Annotated in this window: 19 protein-coding genes and 1 pseudogene; 15 read left to right on the forward strand and 5 right to left on the reverse strand. The window is 46.1% G+C overall.

Features of this window, described 5'->3' with window-relative positions:
- Nucleotides 1-286: 286 nt before the first annotated feature.
- The 6 genes and pseudogenes from QUA58_RS15460 to QUA58_RS15485 form a co-directional block, all read left to right on the forward strand.
- Nucleotides 287-1,606 (forward strand): annotated as a pseudogene (locus tag QUA58_RS15460) (adenylate/guanylate cyclase domain-containing protein); the annotation flags it as partial.
- Between the two features lie 392 nt (nucleotides 1,607-1,998).
- Nucleotides 1,999-3,411, forward strand: a complete 1,413-nt coding sequence (locus QUA58_RS15465; RefSeq protein WP_333394722.1) for an adenylate/guanylate cyclase domain-containing protein — start codon at nucleotides 1,999-2,001, stop codon at nucleotides 3,409-3,411.
- Between the two features lie 193 nt (nucleotides 3,412-3,604).
- A complete protein-coding gene (gene bioA, locus QUA58_RS15470; protein WP_333394723.1) occupies nucleotides 3,605-4,912 on the forward strand; it encodes an adenosylmethionine--8-amino-7-oxononanoate transaminase in 1,308 nt (435 codons plus the stop codon).
- A gap of 17 nt (nucleotides 4,913-4,929) precedes the next feature.
- Nucleotides 4,930-5,955 (forward strand): biotin synthase BioB, encoded by a 1,026-nt coding sequence (gene bioB / locus QUA58_RS15475; RefSeq protein ID WP_333251867.1) that lies wholly within the window; start codon nucleotides 4,930-4,932, stop codon nucleotides 5,953-5,955.
- Between the two features lie 156 nt (nucleotides 5,956-6,111).
- Complete coding sequence (locus tag QUA58_RS15480) at nucleotides 6,112-6,723, forward strand: class I SAM-dependent methyltransferase (protein WP_333251868.1); 612 nt, start codon at nucleotides 6,112-6,114, stop codon at nucleotides 6,721-6,723.
- Between the two features lie 156 nt (nucleotides 6,724-6,879).
- Nucleotides 6,880-7,554 (forward strand): SDR family oxidoreductase, encoded by a 675-nt coding sequence (locus QUA58_RS15485; RefSeq protein ID WP_333251869.1) that lies wholly within the window; start codon nucleotides 6,880-6,882, stop codon nucleotides 7,552-7,554.
- 104 nt (nucleotides 7,555-7,658) lie between these two features.
- On the opposite strand, the gene QUA58_RS15490 is transcribed toward QUA58_RS15485, so the two are convergent.
- On the reverse strand, nucleotides 7,659-8,198 hold the full coding sequence (locus tag QUA58_RS15490) for a hypothetical protein (protein ID WP_333309538.1): 540 nt from the start codon (nucleotides 8,196-8,198) through the stop codon (nucleotides 7,659-7,661).
- 82 nt (nucleotides 8,199-8,280) lie between these two features.
- On the opposite strand from QUA58_RS15490, the gene petN reads away from it, so the two are divergent.
- The 4 genes from petN (at nucleotide 8,281) to QUA58_RS15510 (ending at nucleotide 9,831) form a co-directional block, all read left to right on the forward strand.
- Nucleotides 8,281-8,370: a cytochrome b6-f complex subunit PetN gene (petN, locus tag QUA58_RS15495; protein ID WP_071883976.1), complete on the forward strand. Its 90-nt coding sequence runs from the start codon at nucleotides 8,281-8,283 to the stop codon at nucleotides 8,368-8,370.
- A gap of 136 nt (nucleotides 8,371-8,506) precedes the next feature.
- Nucleotides 8,507-9,106, forward strand: a complete 600-nt coding sequence (locus QUA58_RS15500) for a DJ-1/PfpI family protein (protein ID WP_333251871.1) — start codon at nucleotides 8,507-8,509, stop codon at nucleotides 9,104-9,106.
- Nucleotides 9,103-9,357: a DUF167 domain-containing protein gene (locus tag QUA58_RS15505; RefSeq protein ID WP_333394724.1), complete on the forward strand. Its 255-nt coding sequence runs from the start codon at nucleotides 9,103-9,105 to the stop codon at nucleotides 9,355-9,357. Before QUA58_RS15500 ends, QUA58_RS15505 begins: the two co-directional genes overlap by 4 nt.
- Before the next feature lie 285 nt (nucleotides 9,358-9,642).
- Nucleotides 9,643-9,831, forward strand: a complete 189-nt coding sequence (locus QUA58_RS15510) for a CsbD family protein (RefSeq protein WP_333251873.1) — start codon at nucleotides 9,643-9,645, stop codon at nucleotides 9,829-9,831.
- Between the two features lie 269 nt (nucleotides 9,832-10,100).
- On the opposite strand, the gene QUA58_RS15515 is transcribed toward QUA58_RS15510, so the two are convergent.
- From QUA58_RS15515 to QUA58_RS15530, 4 genes are all read right to left on the reverse strand, one after another.
- Nucleotides 10,101-10,355 carry a DUF4926 domain-containing protein gene (locus QUA58_RS15515; protein WP_333394726.1) on the reverse strand — a complete coding sequence of 85 codons (255 nt, stop codon included), beginning with the start codon at nucleotides 10,353-10,355 and terminating at the stop codon, nucleotides 10,101-10,103.
- Between the two features lie 10 nt (nucleotides 10,356-10,365).
- Nucleotides 10,366-10,701 carry a DUF6883 domain-containing protein gene (locus QUA58_RS15520; protein ID WP_333251875.1) on the reverse strand — a complete coding sequence of 112 codons (336 nt, stop codon included), beginning with the start codon at nucleotides 10,699-10,701 and terminating at the stop codon, nucleotides 10,366-10,368.
- 455 nt (nucleotides 10,702-11,156) lie between these two features.
- Nucleotides 11,157-13,145: a calcium-binding protein gene (locus QUA58_RS15525; RefSeq protein ID WP_333394728.1), complete on the reverse strand. Its 1,989-nt coding sequence runs from the start codon at nucleotides 13,143-13,145 to the stop codon at nucleotides 11,157-11,159.
- A gap of 620 nt (nucleotides 13,146-13,765) precedes the next feature.
- A complete protein-coding gene (locus QUA58_RS15530) occupies nucleotides 13,766-14,899 on the reverse strand; it encodes a cob(I)yrinic acid a,c-diamide adenosyltransferase (RefSeq protein WP_333394730.1) in 1,134 nt (377 codons plus the stop codon).
- Nucleotides 14,900-15,126: 227 nt separating this feature from the next.
- Between QUA58_RS15530 and fraC the strand changes: the two genes are divergently transcribed.
- The 5 genes from fraC to larE all read left to right on the forward strand — a co-directional run bounded on the left by fraC (nucleotide 15,127) and on the right by larE (nucleotide 19,595).
- Nucleotides 15,127-15,645 carry a filament integrity protein FraC gene (gene fraC, locus QUA58_RS15535; protein WP_333251878.1) on the forward strand — a complete coding sequence of 173 codons (519 nt, stop codon included), beginning with the start codon at nucleotides 15,127-15,129 and terminating at the stop codon, nucleotides 15,643-15,645.
- 5 nt (nucleotides 15,646-15,650) lie between these two features.
- Nucleotides 15,651-16,649, forward strand: coding sequence for a DUF5357 family protein (locus QUA58_RS15540; protein WP_333251879.1), 999 nt, complete (start codon nucleotides 15,651-15,653; stop codon nucleotides 16,647-16,649).
- A gap of 217 nt (nucleotides 16,650-16,866) precedes the next feature.
- A complete protein-coding gene (locus tag QUA58_RS15545) occupies nucleotides 16,867-17,640 on the forward strand; it encodes an ABC transporter permease (RefSeq protein WP_333251880.1) in 774 nt (257 codons plus the stop codon).
- A gap of 157 nt (nucleotides 17,641-17,797) precedes the next feature.
- A complete protein-coding gene (locus tag QUA58_RS15550; RefSeq protein WP_333394731.1) occupies nucleotides 17,798-18,598 on the forward strand; it encodes a Uma2 family endonuclease in 801 nt (266 codons plus the stop codon).
- Between the two features lie 136 nt (nucleotides 18,599-18,734).
- Nucleotides 18,735-19,595 carry an ATP-dependent sacrificial sulfur transferase LarE gene (gene larE / locus QUA58_RS15555; protein ID WP_333251882.1) on the forward strand — a complete coding sequence of 287 codons (861 nt, stop codon included), beginning with the start codon at nucleotides 18,735-18,737 and terminating at the stop codon, nucleotides 19,593-19,595.
- Nucleotides 19,596-19,634: the final 39 nt, after the last annotated feature.

A 19,634-nucleotide genomic window follows, 5' to 3' on the forward strand; every position in this document is an offset into this window, starting at 1 on the left:
TAAACAATAATTAACCATCCTTTGCACTCTCCAGTCTGGCTTTACCCCTGACGCCAGCAAAACACTCTGAACAAGCAGTGTTATGTTAGTAGTGCATAAAATCAAATCAAGCTTAAACCTCACACTTGAGGATACCATGCGCCAGTTGATTTCTCGCATTCGGGCTGCCATCAGCCAATTAATTTACAAGCGAATTCTGCTTGCGGTGACAATTTTATTTTGTGTAGGTGTAGGAGTAGCGATGGCACATATGTCTCGTCTTTCCTCAACCCTAATCGAATCGCAAGCCCTCCAAAATGCCACCCTCTACGCCCAAGCTATTAAAGAAGCACGCACCCTTTACAGTTCCGATGTTGTCAATCCTCTAAACACCGCTAAAGCAATTAACTTTACCCACGACTACAACCCGACAAAAGTAACAGTTCCCGTACCTGCCACATTCTTAATAGAACTCGGCAACAATATCACAAAGAAAAATCCCGAAGTATCAGTTCGTCTCTACAGCGACTACCCGTTTCCCTGGCGGCGAAAAGAAGGCGGAGTCCGAGACGACTTTGAACGGCAAGCTATTACCTATTTGATGAAAAATCCGACAGAAAAATTTTTCCGACGTGAGGATTTTCACAGCAAGCCAGCATTTCGATATGCCGAGGCAGATATTCTAACTCCTAGCTGCGTTAGCTGTCACAACACTAACTCCTTCAGTCCCAAAAAAAACTGGAAAGTGGGAGATGTACGGGGGATATTAGAAATTACTCAACCTCTCGATACCATCACTCAAAATACTCGCAGTGAACTGAAATACCTGTTTTTACTGTTAGCAGGACTTTCAATTTTAGGGGTGACAGGATTAACTTTATCTATCAGCAGGTTGCGCCAAAATGCTAAACAATTAGAACAGCGGGTCAGGGAACGCACCGCACAATTGCAAGAAACTAATGTAGAATTGCTGAAAGAACAGGAAAAGAGCGATCGCCTGCTGCTCAATATTTTACCCGAGTCCATTGCTGCTAAGCTAAAAGATGGTCAAAGCAGTATTGCTGACGGTTTCGCAGAAGTCACGATTTTGTTTGCGGATATCGTAGGCTTTACCGTGCTTTCAGCACAAATATCTCCCGAAGAATTGCTCAAGTTTCTCAACGAAATTTTTTCAGCCTTCGATGGTTTAACGGAAAAGTACGGCTTGGAAAAAATCAAAACAATTGGAGATGCTTACATGGTAGTGGGAGGTTTGCCAAATCCCAGCACCAACCACGCCGAAAGCATTGCTGAAATGGCTTTAGATATGCAGGAGGAATTAGCAAATTTTAATGCCAAACATCATGCAGGAATTAACATTCGCATCGGCATCAATACCGGGCCTGCAATTGCGGGGGTTATTGGTACTAAAAAATTCATTTACGACCTCTGGGGCGATGCCGTTAATACAGCAGCCCGCATGGAATCCCACGGGGTTGCCGGCGCGATTCAAGTCACACAATCAACTTACGATATCTTGCAAAATAAGTATCTGTTTGAAGACAGAGGAATTATCCAGGTCAAAGGCAAGGGCGATATGAATACTTATCTGCTTCTAGGCAGGTTAGTCAGCGCAGTTTCGGTTTAATTTGTTTATTATATTATTAAGGGGTCTGCTAGTTAGTCCGAAGTCAGTCAATTTTAGATTTTAGATTTTAGATTTTAGATTTTAGATTTACTGCACAGGTGAATCTGGGATCTTGAACTTTGGTCTAAAATTTTTATATATCCACGAGTTAAGTCGGGGGCTGGTATCCGTTTTTGGGCGGGGTCATCAGTCATTCGTTGTTAGTCGTCAGCCAAGAACTAACAGTTAATAGCTGCTGGCTGTTGACTGCTGACAATTACAGGAATTACACAGAGGATGTGAGGAACCCGGTTTCGGCGCAGTTGATTTGTTGACCAACCCAAAATTTATTACGAGAAACCCGGTTTCTTTTCCTATGTCCTAAATTAGCCATTTGCAAAATAGTAAATTTTATGCCATTGCGGATTTTATCATTCTTGGGTTTTTTCAAATCTCGCTTGTCTAGGCAAATAGCTTTGTGGGTATTTGCTAGCATTCTTGTGATAGAGGGAATTATTTTAGTTCCCTCTTATTTTAGGCGAGAAAATGAACTTTTAAGTCAATTAGAACAGGTATCTCGGGCGACTGTTGATTCCCTAGAGTTTTTGCTGCAACAAAATATTTCCGATCGCACTTTCTTGCAAGAAGAAGTGAAAAATATTACTAAAGATTCTCAAGTAGTCTTAGGACTATCTATTTACCATGCTAACGGTGAGCTAATATATACACTTGGCGAACCCCCAGAAATCAGTTTAGAGAAACTAAAAAAAGCTCGTATAGTTCACAATCACAATTTCGATGGCAAGCGCTACGATATTGCTTGGACGGAGCGACATTTGGGAGGCGATTACATCTTAATTGTTCGCCACGATGCTTCCACCGTTCAACCGGAACTCTACGCATTTATCGGGCGGATTGCGGTTCTAGTCATCATTATATCAGCCTTTGTCACTTCTGTGACTATGTTATTTTTAGGGGTGACAGTAATTGCACCTATCTTGAGATTGCGCGATGACTTGATCGCTGCAGGAGACGCTTTGAGCAAAGATCGAGAAAAACCTGATTTCTACTCTCTCTCTGTCAAGCGCGATGACGAGTTGGGAGAACTCATGGTCGCATTCAATCAAATGTTTCACCGAGTATACAAGGAAATCGCACAGCGGAAACAAGCTGAGGAAATATTGCGGGCCGAACAAAAAAAGTCGGAACGTTTATTACTAAATATCTTACCGGTAATGATTGCCGATCGCCTAAAACAAGGTCAGATAAATATTGCCGACGGATTTGCCGAGGTTACGGTTTTGTTTGCTGATATTGTGGGCTTTACCGAAATATCCTCCCGCACGTCTCCTGAAGAATTAGTCGAATTGCTTAACAAAATATTTTCAGCTTTCGATCGCTTGAGCGAGCAATACGGCTTAGAAAAAATTAAGACGATCGGCGACAATTATATGGTAGCAGGCGGTTTGCCGCTTCCCTGTACAAATCACGCCGAATCTATTGCGGAAATGGCCCTAGAAATGCAGCAAGAAATTATGAAATTCCGCGACGAATGCGGTAAACCTCTTAATATCCGCATTGGCATCAATACTGGGCCTGTTGTAGCAGGTGTCATCGGCACTAAAAAGTTTATTTACGATTTGTGGGGAGATGCTGTGAATACAGCAAGCCGCATGGAGTCTCAGGGACTTCCTGGTAAAATTCAAGTTAGCAGCTCAACTTATGAGTTGCTGTGCGATAAGTATTTGTTGGAAAAGCGCGGTAAAATTAATGTTAAAGGTAAAGGGGCAATGACGACTTATTTGCTTAAGGGCAGAAAATTGTAACTGTCGCCCGCAGGCGGTATGGCTGGAAAGGTTGCAGCCCAGCTATTTCCAACCAACTAATTTTTTTTAACGAACCGCGAAGGCGCGAAGGACGCTAAGGAAGAGAAGAAGAAAGAAGAAAGAATAAAAAGTTCATAAGTGAGTAAAATTTGCTATATTAAAAAGGGAGTTGATGTTAGTTAGACGGGAAAAAATGACGGCTAATCAGGAGCATATTTTTTCAAGTTCACCGATTTGGCAGCCTTTCACGCAAATGAAAACTGCTCCCCCGCCGCTGAAGGTGGTTCGCGGCAAAGGAGCGCTGCTGGAATTAGAAGACGGGCGGCAAATTCTCGACTGTATTTCTAGTTGGTGGGTGACGATTCATGGGCACAGTCATCCGGTTCTGGCTGAGGCTCTTTACAAACAAGCTCAAACTTTAGAACACGTAATTTTTGCCGGATTTACGCACGAACCAGCCCAGAAACTTGCCGATAAATTGATAACTCATACTCCTGATTCTTTGACGCGGATTTTCTTTTCTGATAACGGTTCGACTGCTGTTGAAGTTGCTCTGAAAATGGCATTTCAATATTGGCTAAATCTCGGAGAAACTAACCGCACTAGCTTTATTGGTTTTGAGGGAGGTTATCACGGTGATACTGTGGGCGCGATGTCTGCTGGCAGAAGTTCGCTGTGGTGGGAACCTTTTGCACCTTTAATGTTTCCTGGCGATGTTGTGCCTTTTCCTGCGACTTTTGATGGCGATGAGGAGGTGGAAAGCAAGGAGACGCGGTGTTTGGAGAAACTGGAGTCTTTGTTGAAGCATGGAAAGGGCTATGCAGGAATTTTTATCGAACCTTTGGTGCAAGGTTCTGCGGGAATGCGAATGTGCCGCCCTGAGTTTTTGCGGGTGATCGCACAAATGGCCCGCCAATATAATGTATTGTTGATTTACGATGAAGTGATGACGGGTTTTGGGCGCACGGGCGAACTGTTTGCCTCGCTTAAATCTGGAACTGCACCGGATATTCTGTGTTTATCTAAGGGATTGTCTGGTGGCTGCTTGCCACTTTCTGTCACAATGGCATCGGAGGATATTTATCAAGCTTTCTGGCGAGATGAATCGGACAAAGCTTTTTATCACGGTCATTCTTACACCGGAAATCCCTTAGCTTGTGCGGTGAGTGTGGCATCCCTGGAGCTTTTGGAGCAAAATCCAAATATGTATGAAGGGATGGAAAAACTGCACCACAAATACCTGAATCAATGGCTGAGAGATCATCCTAAACTCGAACGGATTCGGACTTGCGGCACCATCGCAGCAATGGATGTGAAAACCGAAAGCAGTTCCGGTTATTTTAATGAGATCGGCCCTGTATTGAAAGCCAGATTTCTCGAAGCGGGGTTTTTGCTCCGTCCCTTGGGAAACACGCTTTATGTGATGCCTCCCTACTGCATTTCTCCTGATGAATTAGAATCGATTTATCGGGTGATCCGTCAGGTTTTGGATACTTTGTAAACCCTTTAATTTTAGTGATGAATTTACCCAATTGGAACGATTTGGCTGACGACGCGCTGGCGGGCAAATGTATCTCTCGCGAGCAATCTTTAGCCGTATTGCGTGCACCGGATGAGGTTTTGCTGGAACAACTAAACGCAGCTTATCGGGTGCGCCGCCATTACTGGGGAAACCGCGTCAGATTGCACTATTTGCTAAACGCTCAAAGCGGCCTTTGTCCTGAAGATTGCCATTATTGTTCTCAGTCCAAAATCTCGACTGCGGAAATAGAGAAATATCCGCTTTTAGCTAAGGAAAAAATTCTGGAGGCGGCCGGGCGCGCGGCAGATTTAAAAGCTGGTACGTTTTGTTTGGTAATTTCTGGCCGCCAACCCAACGCATCTACTTTCGATCGCGTTTTGGATGCTGTCGAGACTGTGAAAGCAAATTATAACCTGAAAATTTGCGCTTGTTTGGGGTTGTTGAGCGAGGAGCAAACTCACCGTTTGGCTAAAGCTGGAGTCGATCGGGTAAATCACAATCTCAACACTTCCGAATCATACCACACGGAGATTTGCACAACTCACACTTTTGCCGATCGCACAGAAACCGTCGAAAACGTCAAAGCAGCCGGAATCACCACTTGTTCCGGCGGAATTTTGGGGATGGGCGAATCGGATGATGATGCGATCGATTTAGCGCTGTCGTTGCGGAATTTGGGCGTTACCAGCGTACCAGTCAACTTTTTCATTCCAATCCCCGGAACGCCCTTTGCCGAGGTTAATCGCTTAAATCCCCGCCAATGTTTGCGGATTCTCTGCTTGTTCAGATTTTTGCTTCCCAGCCAAGAAATTCGGATTGCTGGGGGACGGGAGGTGCATTTGCGTTCCTTACAACCCCTCGGACTCTATGCAGCTAATTCTATCTTTGTGGGCGATTATCTGACTACTCCCGGACAAGCGGCCAATCAAGATTGGGATATGATTCGAGATGCGGGATTTGCGATCGAATCTCCCGACGGTTCTATCTTAGAAGTTAATTCAAAAGATCAGACGGCGGTTTAAACCGCGCCTACAAAAACGATGTCCGCCTCCGCGGACTAAAGAATTTCACCGCCAATTCTTCAACCCGCGGAGGCGGGTTTTGTCTGTGTAGACGCGAATTCTATTCGCCCGGTCTTCTTGAATTAACCAATATCAAATCATACAATAGGGGAAACTGTGGACAAACGCGAAGAAATTACGATCGCAGAATACCAAGCAACCGCCGAATCTTTCCTGCAAGGAACATGGCATCACGACGTATCCCAAAATCGCGACGCACTCACCGCTGCCATGCCCCGCAATCCCGGTAAAATCCTCGATATAGGATGCGGGCCAGGACGAGACTTAGTAGCGTTTAAAAGCCAAGGACATACAGTTGTAGGATTAGATGCAACTCCGGCTTTTGTAGAAATAGCAAAGAAATTATCCGGCTGCGAAGTTTGGCAGCAATCTTTTCTGAATCTCGACTTACCAAAGGCAGAATTTGACGGTATTTTCGCCAACGCTTCCATGATTCACATTCCCAGCGACAAAATGGTGAAAGTGCTGCAAGATTTGCACAAAGCCTTAGTTATTGGCGGTGCAATTGTCATGTCAATGTGCCGGGGAAATTGGGAAGGCTACGACGAACGGCCGACAGGAAAACGCTACACCGCGGGATGGGAATACGAAACTTTAACACCCTGTTTAGAACAAGCAGGATTTGCAATTGTCAATCATTACTATCGCCCTCCCGGCTTACCGCGCGAAGCTCAATCTTGGCTAGTAATGGTGGGAAAAAAAATCTAATATAAATCAGCAATTGCCAATCTTTCCCCTCTCTTCCTCTGCGCCCTCTGCGCCCTCTGCGGTAAAAAAAACTAATTCAAAAAATCACAGAAGATTGTTGTATACTATTCCCAAGTCAAAAAAACCAACTTCTGCACAAATTAAAACAAAATTAATATGACAGATAAATCCCACATCTTTTTAGCAGGTGCTAGTCGAGGCGTCGGCCTAGAAATCGCAAAATGTCTCGTAGCACAAAAGATGCAAGTAACAGCACTTTTGCGATCGCCCGCAACGCGCACCGAATTAGAAGCAATGGGCATCAAAGTCATGACTGGCGATGCTTTGGACACTGCGGCTGTCGAAGCTGCAATGGCTGGCAGCGAACCAATTCATGCCACAATCAGCACCGTTGGCGGCTTGCCAAAAGATGGGGAAAGAGCCGATTATTTGGGAAACAAAAACTTGATTGATGCTGCCGTTAAAGCAGGCGTGCAAAAGTTTATTTTAGTCTCATCTATTGGTAGCGGTAATACTGCCGCCGCTTTGCCGCCGCAAGCTTTAGAAACTTTGCGCCCGGTGTTAATTGAAAAGGAAAAAGCGGAAAATCATTTGATCGCAAGCGGGATGATTTATACTGTGATTCGTCCGGGCGGATTGAAATCGGAACCGGCGACGGGGAACGGTGTTTTAACGGAAGATTGTCGGGTGGCGGGAACGATTCACCGCGCGGATGTGGCGCAGTTAGTTTGTCAGTGTTTAGTTTCTGATGCTGCTAACAATAAGGTTTTGTCGGCGGTAGACAAGCAAATGGTTTACGGCAATCTAGAATATGAAGTATTAAATCTCTAGGGGCGGGCTAGAAGCCCACCCCACAAGAAAATTTACTTGTTGTGGAACAGGCAAGATGCCTGTTCAAAAAAATGGCGCCTGATGCGAGTAAAATCCGATCGCACTCAAGAATCAAAAGGTTTAATCAATGATCGCCCGTTAGCGAAGCCCGCCCCTACGGGGGCTACGCCAACGAAGAGGATCGCCCAATCCAACACCAAACGTGCGATCGCAAACAATACCACACTCTCGACACCACCAACCGCAAACGGCAATAACTCCTGTGGGGCGGGCATCTTGCCCGCCTCAAAAAAAAGTCCCGCCTCAAAAGACAATCCAGCATCCAACTGTCCAAAAGCGCGCACCAGCCCAAAAGCCAACACCACACCAGATTTAAGGTGCGGGTTAGTATCGCGGCGGATAGCGTAACGGTAGGTAACGCCGAACAAGAAACCGCCCAAAAGCGCCATCACTCCTCTGAAGGCAAAATTTAGGTCAATTGCCCTTACCTGCAAACTCGCCAGAGAATCCCACCTCTGGGCTAGGATTAAGCTGTTAACAAGGGCGATCGCCCCAAAACCCAGCAAACAAGACAAAGCAGCTACACTCCCTGCCTTCAAAGATTCTACCCGTTCAGCCGCACTAAAATTTGACGAATCCTTCACAGCACCTTCATTCCAAAAATGGCTCAAATTAAATTATCATAAGGGTTGGAGTCACTTTGTACAGTTCGTTCAGTAAATAGCTATGGATATTTTGTCACTCGGTTGGGTTTCGGTGCTAGTTTTGTTCTCCTTCTCAATTTCAATGGTGATTTGGGGCCGCAACGGTTTCTAGATCCCAAATAAGATGTACGGTTGAAACCGCCGAGTCTTCAACCCGCGTCGGCGGGTTTTGTTTGTGTAGACGCGGTTTCAACCGCCGAGTCTTTTAAATCCTATTTAACCAAAACTAAATAACAGGAGTTACAAATATGACAGCCAAAAAAATCTTAATGCTAGTCGGCGACTTTGTAGAAGACTACGAAGTAATGGTACCATTCCAAGCACTACAAATGGTAGGTCACACGGTCCACGCAGTCTGCCCCGACAAAGCCGCAGGTCAAACAATTCGCACTGCAATTCACGACTTTGAAGGCGACCAAACCTACAGCGAAAAACCCGGTCACAACTTCACTTTAAACGCGACTTTTGACGAAATCAACTGCGCCGATTACGATGCTTTAATTATCCCCGGAGGAAGATCCCCAGAATACATCCGCCTCAACCAAAAAGTGCTGCAAATTACCCGCTACTTTGCTAATAATAAAAAGCCGATCGCATCTATATGTCACGGCTTGCAAGTCCTCACCGCCGCCGGCGTGCTCGAAGGCAAACGCTGCACTGCATACCCCGCTTGCAGCCCCGACATACTCCGGGCCGGCGGCAAATATACCGAAGTTCCCGTTACCGAAGCCGTAGTAGATGGCAACTTAGTCACAGCCCCCGCGTGGCCTGCTCATCCTAACTGGTTAGCTGAATTTCTGAAGGTTTTGGGAACAAAGATCGAACATTCAGAAACAGTTGAAGTATGACGATTTTTACAGTCAAAGTCAAACCAAATTCCCAACAGCAAAGCATCGAAGAGCAACCAGACGGCAGCCTCAAAGTACATCTCAAATCGCCACCAGTCGATGGAAAAGCTAATCAAGAATTAATCGTGTTGTTGGCGAAAAAGTTTAAAGTGCCTAAATCTGCGATCGCCATTAAATCGGGTTTGTCGTCCAAAAATAAACTTGTCGAAATTGCGATCGAACCTTTCATTCAGTTGACAGTTGACAGATGAGTGCGACCTCTACCTAGAAGGAAGAGGATTGAAGTAATGAATAGTTTTCTTTTAATTTCTCCCGATCAGGGAGAGGCTTTAAACCAATTCTTTCTGGTAACTTAGAAATAAGCTGTTAGTCATTTAAATTTCTTGCTTGAACCCCTTACAGTATGGGGTATAGACCACAAATAATGCAGTTTAAATGTAGAACAGCTTAAAGGTAATAACAAATCTATCTAAAGAGAGATACAGACTCAAATTTAAAGTCCTATATTAATAGTTGTAGAGTTAGAATATAAAATTATGAGCATTGAAAATAGAGTCGAAGCAACAGCGAAGAATATTGAAGGCAAAATCCAAGAAGCTGCTAGCGAAGTTACAGGCAATCAGAAAGATAAATTAGAAGGTCAAGCCAAGCAAGACCAAGCATCAGCAATTCACCTGAAAGAAGACCTCAAAGATAAAGCAAAAGAGATTGTAGACAAAGCTTAGTAACAGTATTTGCTACAAGTTTCCTGCCTACTAAATCCCGCAAACGATATGTTTGCGGGATTTTTTATAATGATCCTAAATTATTTATACCAATATCTTGGGGCGGGTTTTACCAACCATAATTGCCCAAAACTAACCATCTCATAAACCCGCCCCCACCCACCCAAAATTCAGAATTAATTGAATTTAACGGTTGGGCGACGATGCTTAATCGGGGTTATTCGTTGGGTGGGGGCGGATTTATCAACATTATTGGTGCGTGGCAAAATTCATCGGCGAACCGCCCCTACAGATTCTAGTAATTCATAATGCAAAAGCATTAATCTTGTGGCGGGAATTGTTTCCATTGCATAAGTTGTGCCATCTTGATGAGAAAATTCTACCTCAAAAGCACTGCCATCAAATTCCATCACAACTGTTCCTACTTGTCCTTTATATAATTTAAGGATTTGTTTTGTTTCAAAATGGGTTGCTTCTAAATCTTCAGTTAAAGCAACAATATCTAGGTCTTTAATTGTTTTCATTGTTTTTACCTCACTTTTTGACGGGATAACAACTTGTTAATCTGGGGAAACTTTCACCGGAGCGGACGATCCAAGCTGCTAGAATCAGAGATTCACCTACTGCGGTTTTTAGCCCGAATTTCATGTTGTAATGTGTTCCGTATTCATTGTTTTTTTGAATAACAACATCTTCGTTGATAGCAGCTTCTTTTAAAGCCTGTTTGAGCATTTCAGCATTTTTTAGGGTAATGCCTAACTTACTGGCAAACAAAATAGCTTTATTTTTTCCTTCTTGGTGATTCAGATTTAGAGAATATTCTTCTATTTTATTGCCTAAATCTGCTAGATGACCATTGGGCAGTTTCACTATTGACAACTTTTTTTGAAGGACAAAAAAAATACTGGTCTGCTACGATAATCGACTTTTACCAGAAAGAATTGGTTTAAAGCCTCTCCCTGATCGGGAGAAATTAAAAGAAAACTATTCATTACTCCAATCCTCTTCCTTCTAGGTAGAGGTCGCACTCATCTGTCAACTGTCAACTGTCAACTGAATGAATCATATCTCAATTATATCGTCTTTGAGTTGGGGGCTGGTTTATCAAGATTAATGGTGGGTGGCAAAATTCATCGGCTAACTGCCCCTTCCTTCCAATGCCCAATGCCCGATTCCCAATGCCCAATCCCCAATGCCCAATCCCCAATGCCCAATGCCAATAAAAAAGCCAGGGATGGATATCCCCAGCTCGAAACATAGCACAATTAGTTTTGAGAGTTGGTAGGGCGATGTTTCACAATCGACCCCACCCACTTTTACCCAAATTAAATCAGGGTAATGTCAGCAGCCGTAATGCCAGGTCTGCCATTCAGAATTGCCAGCGTAACGCCTGGGTCAGAACCACCAAAACCGTCAGAGTCAAATCCTAGTCGTCCAGTTGAATTTTCATAAAAGACGAACGGCTCTGTCGGCCCCGCCCCTGCTGGACCAAAACTGCTGTTGTACACCCCACTCTCAAGCGCCAAGAACGCCTGCGAAGAAAGTCGATTCGTATTTTGCACTCCCCTCAAGTTGGGGAAGCCGTTGGAGTTATTGATTTGGAAGATAAACTTGTCTTGCCCGATCGTAAAATCGCCGATTTGGTCTGCGTTAGTAGTACCCGCCGCGACGCCCTCGCCGAAGTTGTTGTAGTAGAAGCTGTCATTACCCGATCCGCCAATCAGGGTGTCAGCACCAGGCCCGCCGCCGAGAGAGTCGTTACCGTCGCCCCCGATCAAATAGTCGTTTCCAAAGCCGCCCAGCAGCGTGTCGTTCCCGCCACCGGCATCTAAGGTATCGTTCCCGGCTCCTCCGAGGGCGTCGGTAGCATTGAATGAGTCGCCGAACAGGATGTCATCCCCGTTACCAGTAGTGACCACATCAGTGCCGTTGCCACCAATAATGAAGTTGCTGCCTACAGTATCGGTAATCAAGTTGACGACTGTGCCGGTAAAGGTGACGCTGCTAGCGTAGGAGATGAAGTCGTTACCCGCAAAGTTGCCAATCAGGCGATCGAACTGGCTGCCAAAGATGATGGTGTCACTTCCCTCGCTACCGTTCATGAGGTTGGTGACGGTGAAGCTGCTGGCAGTAGTAGGATTGGTGTAGCCAATTAACGAATCGTTACCCAGCCCGCCTTCGAGAGTAATCAAAGCAGTACCAGTACCACCAAAAAAGGCCTTGGTAGCATCGATAGTATCGTTGCCATCTCCACCGGCTGCGTTAGTAAATGTACCGCTCAAGCTGTCGTTGCCTTCGCCGCCGATCATTGTATCAGTCGCAAAAGCTGCAACGATCGTGTCATTGCCTACTCCGCCGTCGAGCAAGTTGCGACCCGCGAAGCCTGGAAATGAACTGGAGGCGCCTACGCTCGAAATTACATTCGGCACCGACGCCGACATGATGAAGTCGTCGCCTGCACCTCCCAACGCAGTATCAGAAGTGGCAAAAACGTTGATTGTGTCGTTACCGTCGCCACCGTCAAAGAAGTTTCTGCCACCGCCAAACTCGCCGATCGCGCCTTTGAGAGAATCGTTGCCGGCACCGCCGAGCAAGGTGGTTCTCTCAATGCCGATCGTGATCACGTCGGAAGTAAATGGGCTGGTTTGGGTACTGTTGGTAATGACTAAGATGTCGTCATCAAGATCGCCCGACAGGTAGCTGTTGCTGGCCACACCGTACAGTGTGTCGTTGCCTTTACCGCCGAAGAGAGTGTCTCTTACATTGATACCTACAACCAAGTCGTCGCCCAAGTCGCCCCGCAAGAAGTTGCTGCCTTCATTGCCAGCGAAGCCAATACCCAAACCACCCTCTAAGGAGAGGTTGTTGCCACCGCCTGCGATGAAGAAGCCGATCGAGTCATTGTCCTTGCCGCCGTAGAGCGAGTCTCTTCTCTGCGCTCCTCCCAGCATCGTATCCGCGCCCTCATTACCAAACATGAGGTTAGCTTCGACAGTACCTTGGAGGAAGTCTTCTCCCGCACCGCCGTACACCGTAGCGCGGGCTTCAGCGACTATGGTGTCTGAGCCTCCGTCGCCAAACAGCAAAGCCGGAGTCCGCTGGGATCTGATTGAATCTTCGTCGTCGCCGCCGTACAGTGTATCGTCCGGGCCAACTGAAGTCAGAGTATCGTTATCGGCTTGGCCAAATATTAAGCTGCCGCCCAGGGTGGAAGTTCTAACGAAATCCGCTCCGGCTCCGGCGAATACTGTATCCGGGCCCAGTCCCGGAAGGTTTAAATCTAATTGATTAGGATCGTCACTTAAAGTTGTCATACAGCTTCACTCCTCTACTTGTTGGTCATCGCTGGTGCGACTACAGACACTGCCTAGAACACCGAATGTTTGGATTCCGCTGTAGTTTAACCTGTTTGCCAGCCGCAAGTCTAGCCTACTGGCGTTAACCCTGTCTAGACTTTCTCCCTCGCGGATTTTTTGCTTGTAAGCTTTTATTTTCAATGTCTTCACCCTTTAATAATCCTGGTGCGCTGTCTCTGGTGCTCACGCTCAAGAAGACGTGGCTCATATTCTTAATGTTCCATTCTGGATTGGCGATCGGGGATCGCGTCCAGGGGAGGAAATTAAAGATTACAAAAGGCAGATCTGGGTGATCGGGAAGACAAGGGAAATTGGGAGATTTGTTACTGGGTAACAAGGCTTTGTGGCAATTTCCGGTTTTCCAGGCAGGGCCGTCATTTAATAATTCTGGCTTGGATCGAACTCGCCAACCGCTGCAGGGCTGTTTCATTCTCTTGTAGGGGCTGCCCCCCGTGGCTGCCCCTATCTCGCCAAACACCTACCAAATCGTGGATGGGGAGGGTCGGCACGGGGGCACGACCCCTACAAAACCCTGGTTTTCCTGAGCAATGTTACAGCCCTCCGTACCGCTCCGGGCTTTAAAAGTCTACGCCCCGCTTGAGTTCTACGCCCCGATCGCCGTAGTGTTTGTGACAGTATACCTCGGAGTGTACGCTTGCCAAGTCAAAGTAAGCGTGGGGTTTGTGGCAACGCCCGGTGATAATAATTTCTGTATCCCGCGGCTTGCGTAGCAGGGCTTCGACGATCGGCTCTACTGGCAGCAGCTCTAAGTCTACTGTGGGATTGAGTTCGTCGAGAATAATCGTTTTGTACCAGCCGCTGGCGATCGCACATTTGGCGATTTCCCAGCCGCGTTCTGCTTCGATGCAGTCTAGCTCTTGCTGTTGCCCCCGCCAAACTATAGCATCCCGACCGCACCGCTGGTGGTCTACTAGCTGTGGGTAGCTTTGCCGCAAAGCTGCGATCGCCGCATCTTCTGTATAACCCGTGCCACCTTTGAGCCATTGCACGATTAACACCCGGTGAGATTGGTCTTGACTGATACCCCTACCTATTGCCTGCAAAGCTTTGCCCAAAGCGCTCGTAGACTTGCCTTTACCCGCTCCAGTGTATATTTCGATACCGGAAATATTATGCTCTGCCGCTGCGGGGTGATAGTGGGGCTTCATTTCTGAGTGTAAGTCGGCAATCTCCAGCAAAGCTTCCGGGGCCGCTCGGCCTGTGGCGATGACTTCTAAATATTCTGGTTTGTTTTTGAGGGTTTGGACTACTTCGTCAACTGGCAGCAAACCCAAGTCCAATAAGGGGTTTAGTTCGTCTAGCACCACCACGGAATAGAGCTCGCTGGCGATCGCTCCTTTGGCGATATCCCACCCTCGCTGAGCTTCGGCGCGATCGAAGCGGGTGATTGCTTCGGCCCCAAAATATTCGGCTCTGCCGGTACGCACTTGGTCGATTAAGTGCGGAAATGCCCGTTGCAAGGCTTCTATTGCCCCGTCTTCGTCGTAGGAGCGGCCGGGGCCTTTGAGAAAGCGCAGCAACAAGACTCGCGTGGGCGAGTCAGAATTGATACCCAGCCCGATCGACCGCAACACTACTCCCAAAGCTGCCTGAGACTTGCCTTTACCAGCGCCGTCGTAGACGTGAATCTGACCCGCGGCGCGTTCCGACCGGGATGAGGCTGTCCGAATACCAATGCCATTCCTTACCATAATCAGCAGTTGTTTGAGTCTGTAGCGGGGTGGGTATTCGATCGCGCGCCTTGAATGTTTAATTTTTCCATTCTGTTGGCGGATCTCAACAGATTATACGATAAGTTCTAACCCCCAATCTTTTAAGCAGCGATTTAACGCAATCAGGTGCTCAAACCTCTGGTTAAGATTATTCCGTTTGTGCTGTACAATTAAAATTTAACACGGACTGATATACCTAAAGGCTTATGATTGCGAGTGTTTTCCCATTTCGGACTGTTTTGGTGCAAATTTTAATTATGTTTTTGGCGATCGCGATCGAATCGTGGTTTTTGCAAAAACTACTTAAACTCGGCCCCAAAACTAGCATTGAATATACAGCCATCCTCAATCTATCTTGCACTTTCGTAGGCTGGTTAGTTTTCTTCGGCATTGAAAGCGTTCTTCCCAAAGATTTGCGGGAACAGCTTATCGGTTATATTTTATTAGGACGTGGGGATAATGTTTACGCTCCAATAACTATGATAGCAGTCTCAGTATTAGCAGTGACTTTTCTAGCTAAATGGCAGGGATTAGAATTCATAGAAAACATGGTTTTAGGCAATAAAAAAGCTTCCAAACCTCAGTTTTTAGGACCACCCACCCTCACCCGCCGTCCTCCCAAAAAAACTTTTCAAGTAACTACCCAGTTTGGAGGAATTTTAATCGCCCACACTGTTAGCAATGTCGTTATTTTAACCGTGTTGTTTTTGCAAAGCGTCTATTGAAATTTATGATGAAGCAATTTTTTGATGCCACTCAGCAACTCACTAAGCTGACGAACAACCTTTGGGAAACCAATAAAAAAATCCAAAAGGCGATGATTCCGCCTAAAGTTGTCCACTGGAAGACTCCTTTACTGCTCAGCATCTTTTTAGCTTTGCTGACAGTGGCGGCAGTCACTGACTGGCGGACGAGAACTCTGCTTTTTGATATGAGCTGGTTATTTTTTACGCTTTCAATGGGTTTGCTGACCAGCCAGCAACCTTTTGTGATTAAAGGAGTAAGTCTGAGTCCGTGGGTGACAAGCATCTTAATTGGCTTGTGGTTACTGATAAGATTGCCGTCGGATAGGAAGGAAATAGCATGGATATCCGGACCAATTATAGCAGTAGTAATTCTTGCTATCATAAGGGTTTGGAAGAGCGATTCAAAACGGGAAAGTATCAGCGAGTTGATGCGCCCTCAGTTTTTGATGATTACTCTAGTTCACCTGCTGTTTTCCTGTTGGTTTACTTTTCACTTTTTAATTCAAGGTTGGATACAACAGTATCCGAGCGTTTTATCTCAGGATTTGAGGCAAAGCGATTATGTGGTGACATTTCAACAGCCAACTATTAATCGCTCCAGAGGAGTTGTTATCCTCAATGAAATGGAGCGATACCTGCAAAATGAAGCCCGCACAAAACCGTGGGCGCAAGTAGAGCAAATGTTAATAGATATTGACAACGAGCGATTTTTTCTGCGGAATCAAGCCTTAAAAACAACTGGGGTAGTCGCAGAAGATGCGAGGTGGGATGTCAAAACTTCGATCGTCCAAGGAGAGTCCCGCTATCAGTTAGAGATGCAGGCAACTTGGCTGGGATTGGTTTTTAGACCGGAAATATATTCGTTTACCAAATCTTGCGAGGTGTTCGCGATAGCCAATAGGGCGACTGTAACCTGCGGTGCCATCAAACGCTCTCAACCCGGACAGAAAAAAGATGGAACGCCGGGGGACAGTCAAGTTTGATTCTGTCTCTGTTAACTAATTGCGATCGGTATAGCGGGAGAGTGGGAGAGTCTGAGAGTGGGAGCGCCTGAGAGTCTGAGATGGAAAAAATCCTCTTTCTTCCCTCTTCCCTCTTCCTTCTTCCCTCTTCCCTCTTCCCTCTTCCCTCTTCCTTCTTCCTTCTTCCTTCTTCCTTATATTAAAGTATGGCGAAAGTTTCCAGCGGGTTAATAACTAGATGAATTTAAGAAGAATCTTGACAGTCGCGACCAATGTATTTTGGGAAGTAATTCGCGATCGCATCCTTTACTTAATTATTATTTTTGCTCTGTTGATGGGAGCCTCGGTACGGTTGATACCGGAATTGGCGGCGACAACCGAGAAGAAAATTATCTTAGATGTCGGTTTGGCTGCTATGAGCCTCCTCGGCCTAATTGCCACAGTTTTTGTGGCTACCGGATTGGTCAACAAAGAAATAGAAAAGCGGACTGTTTACCTGTTAATTGCTAAGCCGATAAGCCGGGCTGAGTTAATTGTGGGCAAGCACTTAGGGCTGTCGGCGGTGCTGGCGGTGCTTGTAGCGGCAATGACTGTTATCTATCTGGCTATTCTGAGTTTGAGCCGCATTCCTTTCCCTTTGGAAAGCATTTTAATCGCTTCGTTGTTTGTCTGGTTTGAGCTGTGTCTCATGGCCGGTGTCGGGATTTTATTTGGGGTTTTTAGCAGTTCGCTGCTGGCAACTTTACTGACATTTGGCGTTTATTTAATGGGACATTCGACGCGGGATTTAGTGGCGTTGGGCAAGTTAACTAAAAATCCTGGCCTTGAACAATTGATGATGGGACTTTATCTGGTTTTGCCGGATTTAGCCAGATTCAATTTGAGAAACGATGCTGTTTACGGACAAGTTCCTTACTTGGCAGGTTTGATTACAGATGCTGGCTACGGTTTGGTGTATGTGGTGCTGTTGTTGTCAATTGCGATCGCCATATTTTCCCGTAGGGAATTTTAAACAGTTCGCAGCATCGGACTTTAGTCCTAGGATTGGGAGGACTAAAGTCCTGACTGCGAACCAATTTTATCGAATTAGCGCGCTAAGATATAGACAAGGTTATCGATCGCCAATCTCGACTAAAACTCAAACTTTTATTGGTAAAATGAGGTGACTTATGACGCCTGTAATTCACAAACCGATATCGCAGCTCAAGATTACTTGGCCACTGCTACCCGATGATTTCATCCTACCAGACGACCCTGTAGACGATATAGACCATCCCTTGCTAGCTAACGGTTTGCGCCAGTCTGTAGTGGATTCCCCGGAACTAATGCAAGACGCACTAATAGTTTCTAATTTTGCTTTGTGTGCTGCTGTGGACGATCGCACTATTTGCAAAGCCCCAGACTGGATGTACGTGCAGCCGGTTCAACCTTTGCCTCACAACTATCCCCGCCGCAGTTACACGCCTCATACCGAAGGAACTGTCCCTTTTGTAGTGATGGAATTTCTATCAGCTACTTACGGCGATGAATACTCTGTCGAACACACAGAAGAAATCGGCAAGTGGTTTTTTTACGAACAAGTAATCAAAGTTCCTCGCTATGTCATTTTTCGACCGCATACAGGCAGAATAGAAGTTTATGCGCTTGAATCAGAGCGTTATGAAAATCAAAATCCTGATGAAAACGGCCGTTATTTAATACCTGGATTAAATCTATTTCTGGGAGTGTGGCAGGGAACTCGCGAAGGTAGAACGGGATATTGGCTGCGCTGGTGGAATGCTGAAGGAGAACTGCTTTTGTGGCCGGAAGAAAGGGCAGAAAATGAACGCCAGCGGGCAGAAAATGAACGCCAGCGAGCCGATCGCCAACAGCAAGACAAAGAGTTAGCCCAGACGCTGCTGGAACAGGAAAGACAGCGAAATCAAGAACTTTTGGCTCGATTGGCAGCCCTCGGTATCGATCCAGAATAGCATTAGAAGTCCGATGGAAGTCGGAAGAAGGAAGAGGTTCGAGGGAAGAAGGGAACCCGATCGAGATATGCTTTCTTCATCCTTCTTTCTTGAGTTTGCTTTCTTACTTCTCTGTTTGTAACAAAAAGTTGAAATTATGTTAGTAGAAAAACTAGAACAATTAAAAGATATTTTCGCACAGATGGAACGGGCTTTGATTGCCTACTCGGGCGGAATTGACAGCACTTTGGTGGCAAAAATAGCTTTTGATGTGTTGGGCGATCGCGCTTTGGCAGTTACTGCTGTTTCCCCGTCTTTACTGCCAGAAGATTTAGAAGATGCGCGGATTCAAGCAGCAGAAATTGGCATTGCCCACCAGGAAGTAGAAACTCAGGAAATGGCCAATCCCAATTACACTTCTAACCCGGTTAACCGCTGCTATTTCTGCAAAAGCGAACTGCACGATACTTTGAAACCCTTAGCACTAGCAAAGGGTTATCCTTATGTCGTGGATGGGGTTAATGGTGACGATTTAAAGGATTACCGTCCCGGAATTCAGGCTGCGAAGGAACGTGGCGCGCGATCGCCTTTAGCAGAAGTAGGCATGACTAAATTTGAAGTGCGGCAATTGGCAAAAGAATTGGGTTTGCCTTGGTGGGACAAACCCGCTCAACCTTGTCTGAGTTCGCGCTTTCCTTACGGCGAAGAAATCACCGTGGGAAAGTTGCAAAGAGTGGGGCGCGCTGAACGCTATTTGCGACAGTTGGGACTGAAAAATTTGCGAGTGCGATCGGATGGAGATACGGCCCGCATTGAGTTACCCGCAGAGGAGATTCAGGAGTTTGTGGTAAATACGGATTTGCCTGCATTGGTGGCGGTGTTTCAGGAGTTTGGTTTTGTGTACGCGACTTTGGATTTGGAGGGGTTTCGCAGCGGCAAATTAAATCAGGTTTTGCAACCTGAGCTTTTGGGTGGGAAAGGTGGATTAATTTTCTATAATGCAAAAAATTTCTCATGATTGATGTAGTTTGGGACATGAACACAGGGGATCAATCTC

The organism is Microcoleus sp. N9_A1 (assembly GCF_036701795.1).
In the GTDB taxonomy this organism is placed as follows: domain Bacteria; phylum Cyanobacteriota; class Cyanobacteriia; order Cyanobacteriales; family Microcoleaceae; genus Microcoleus.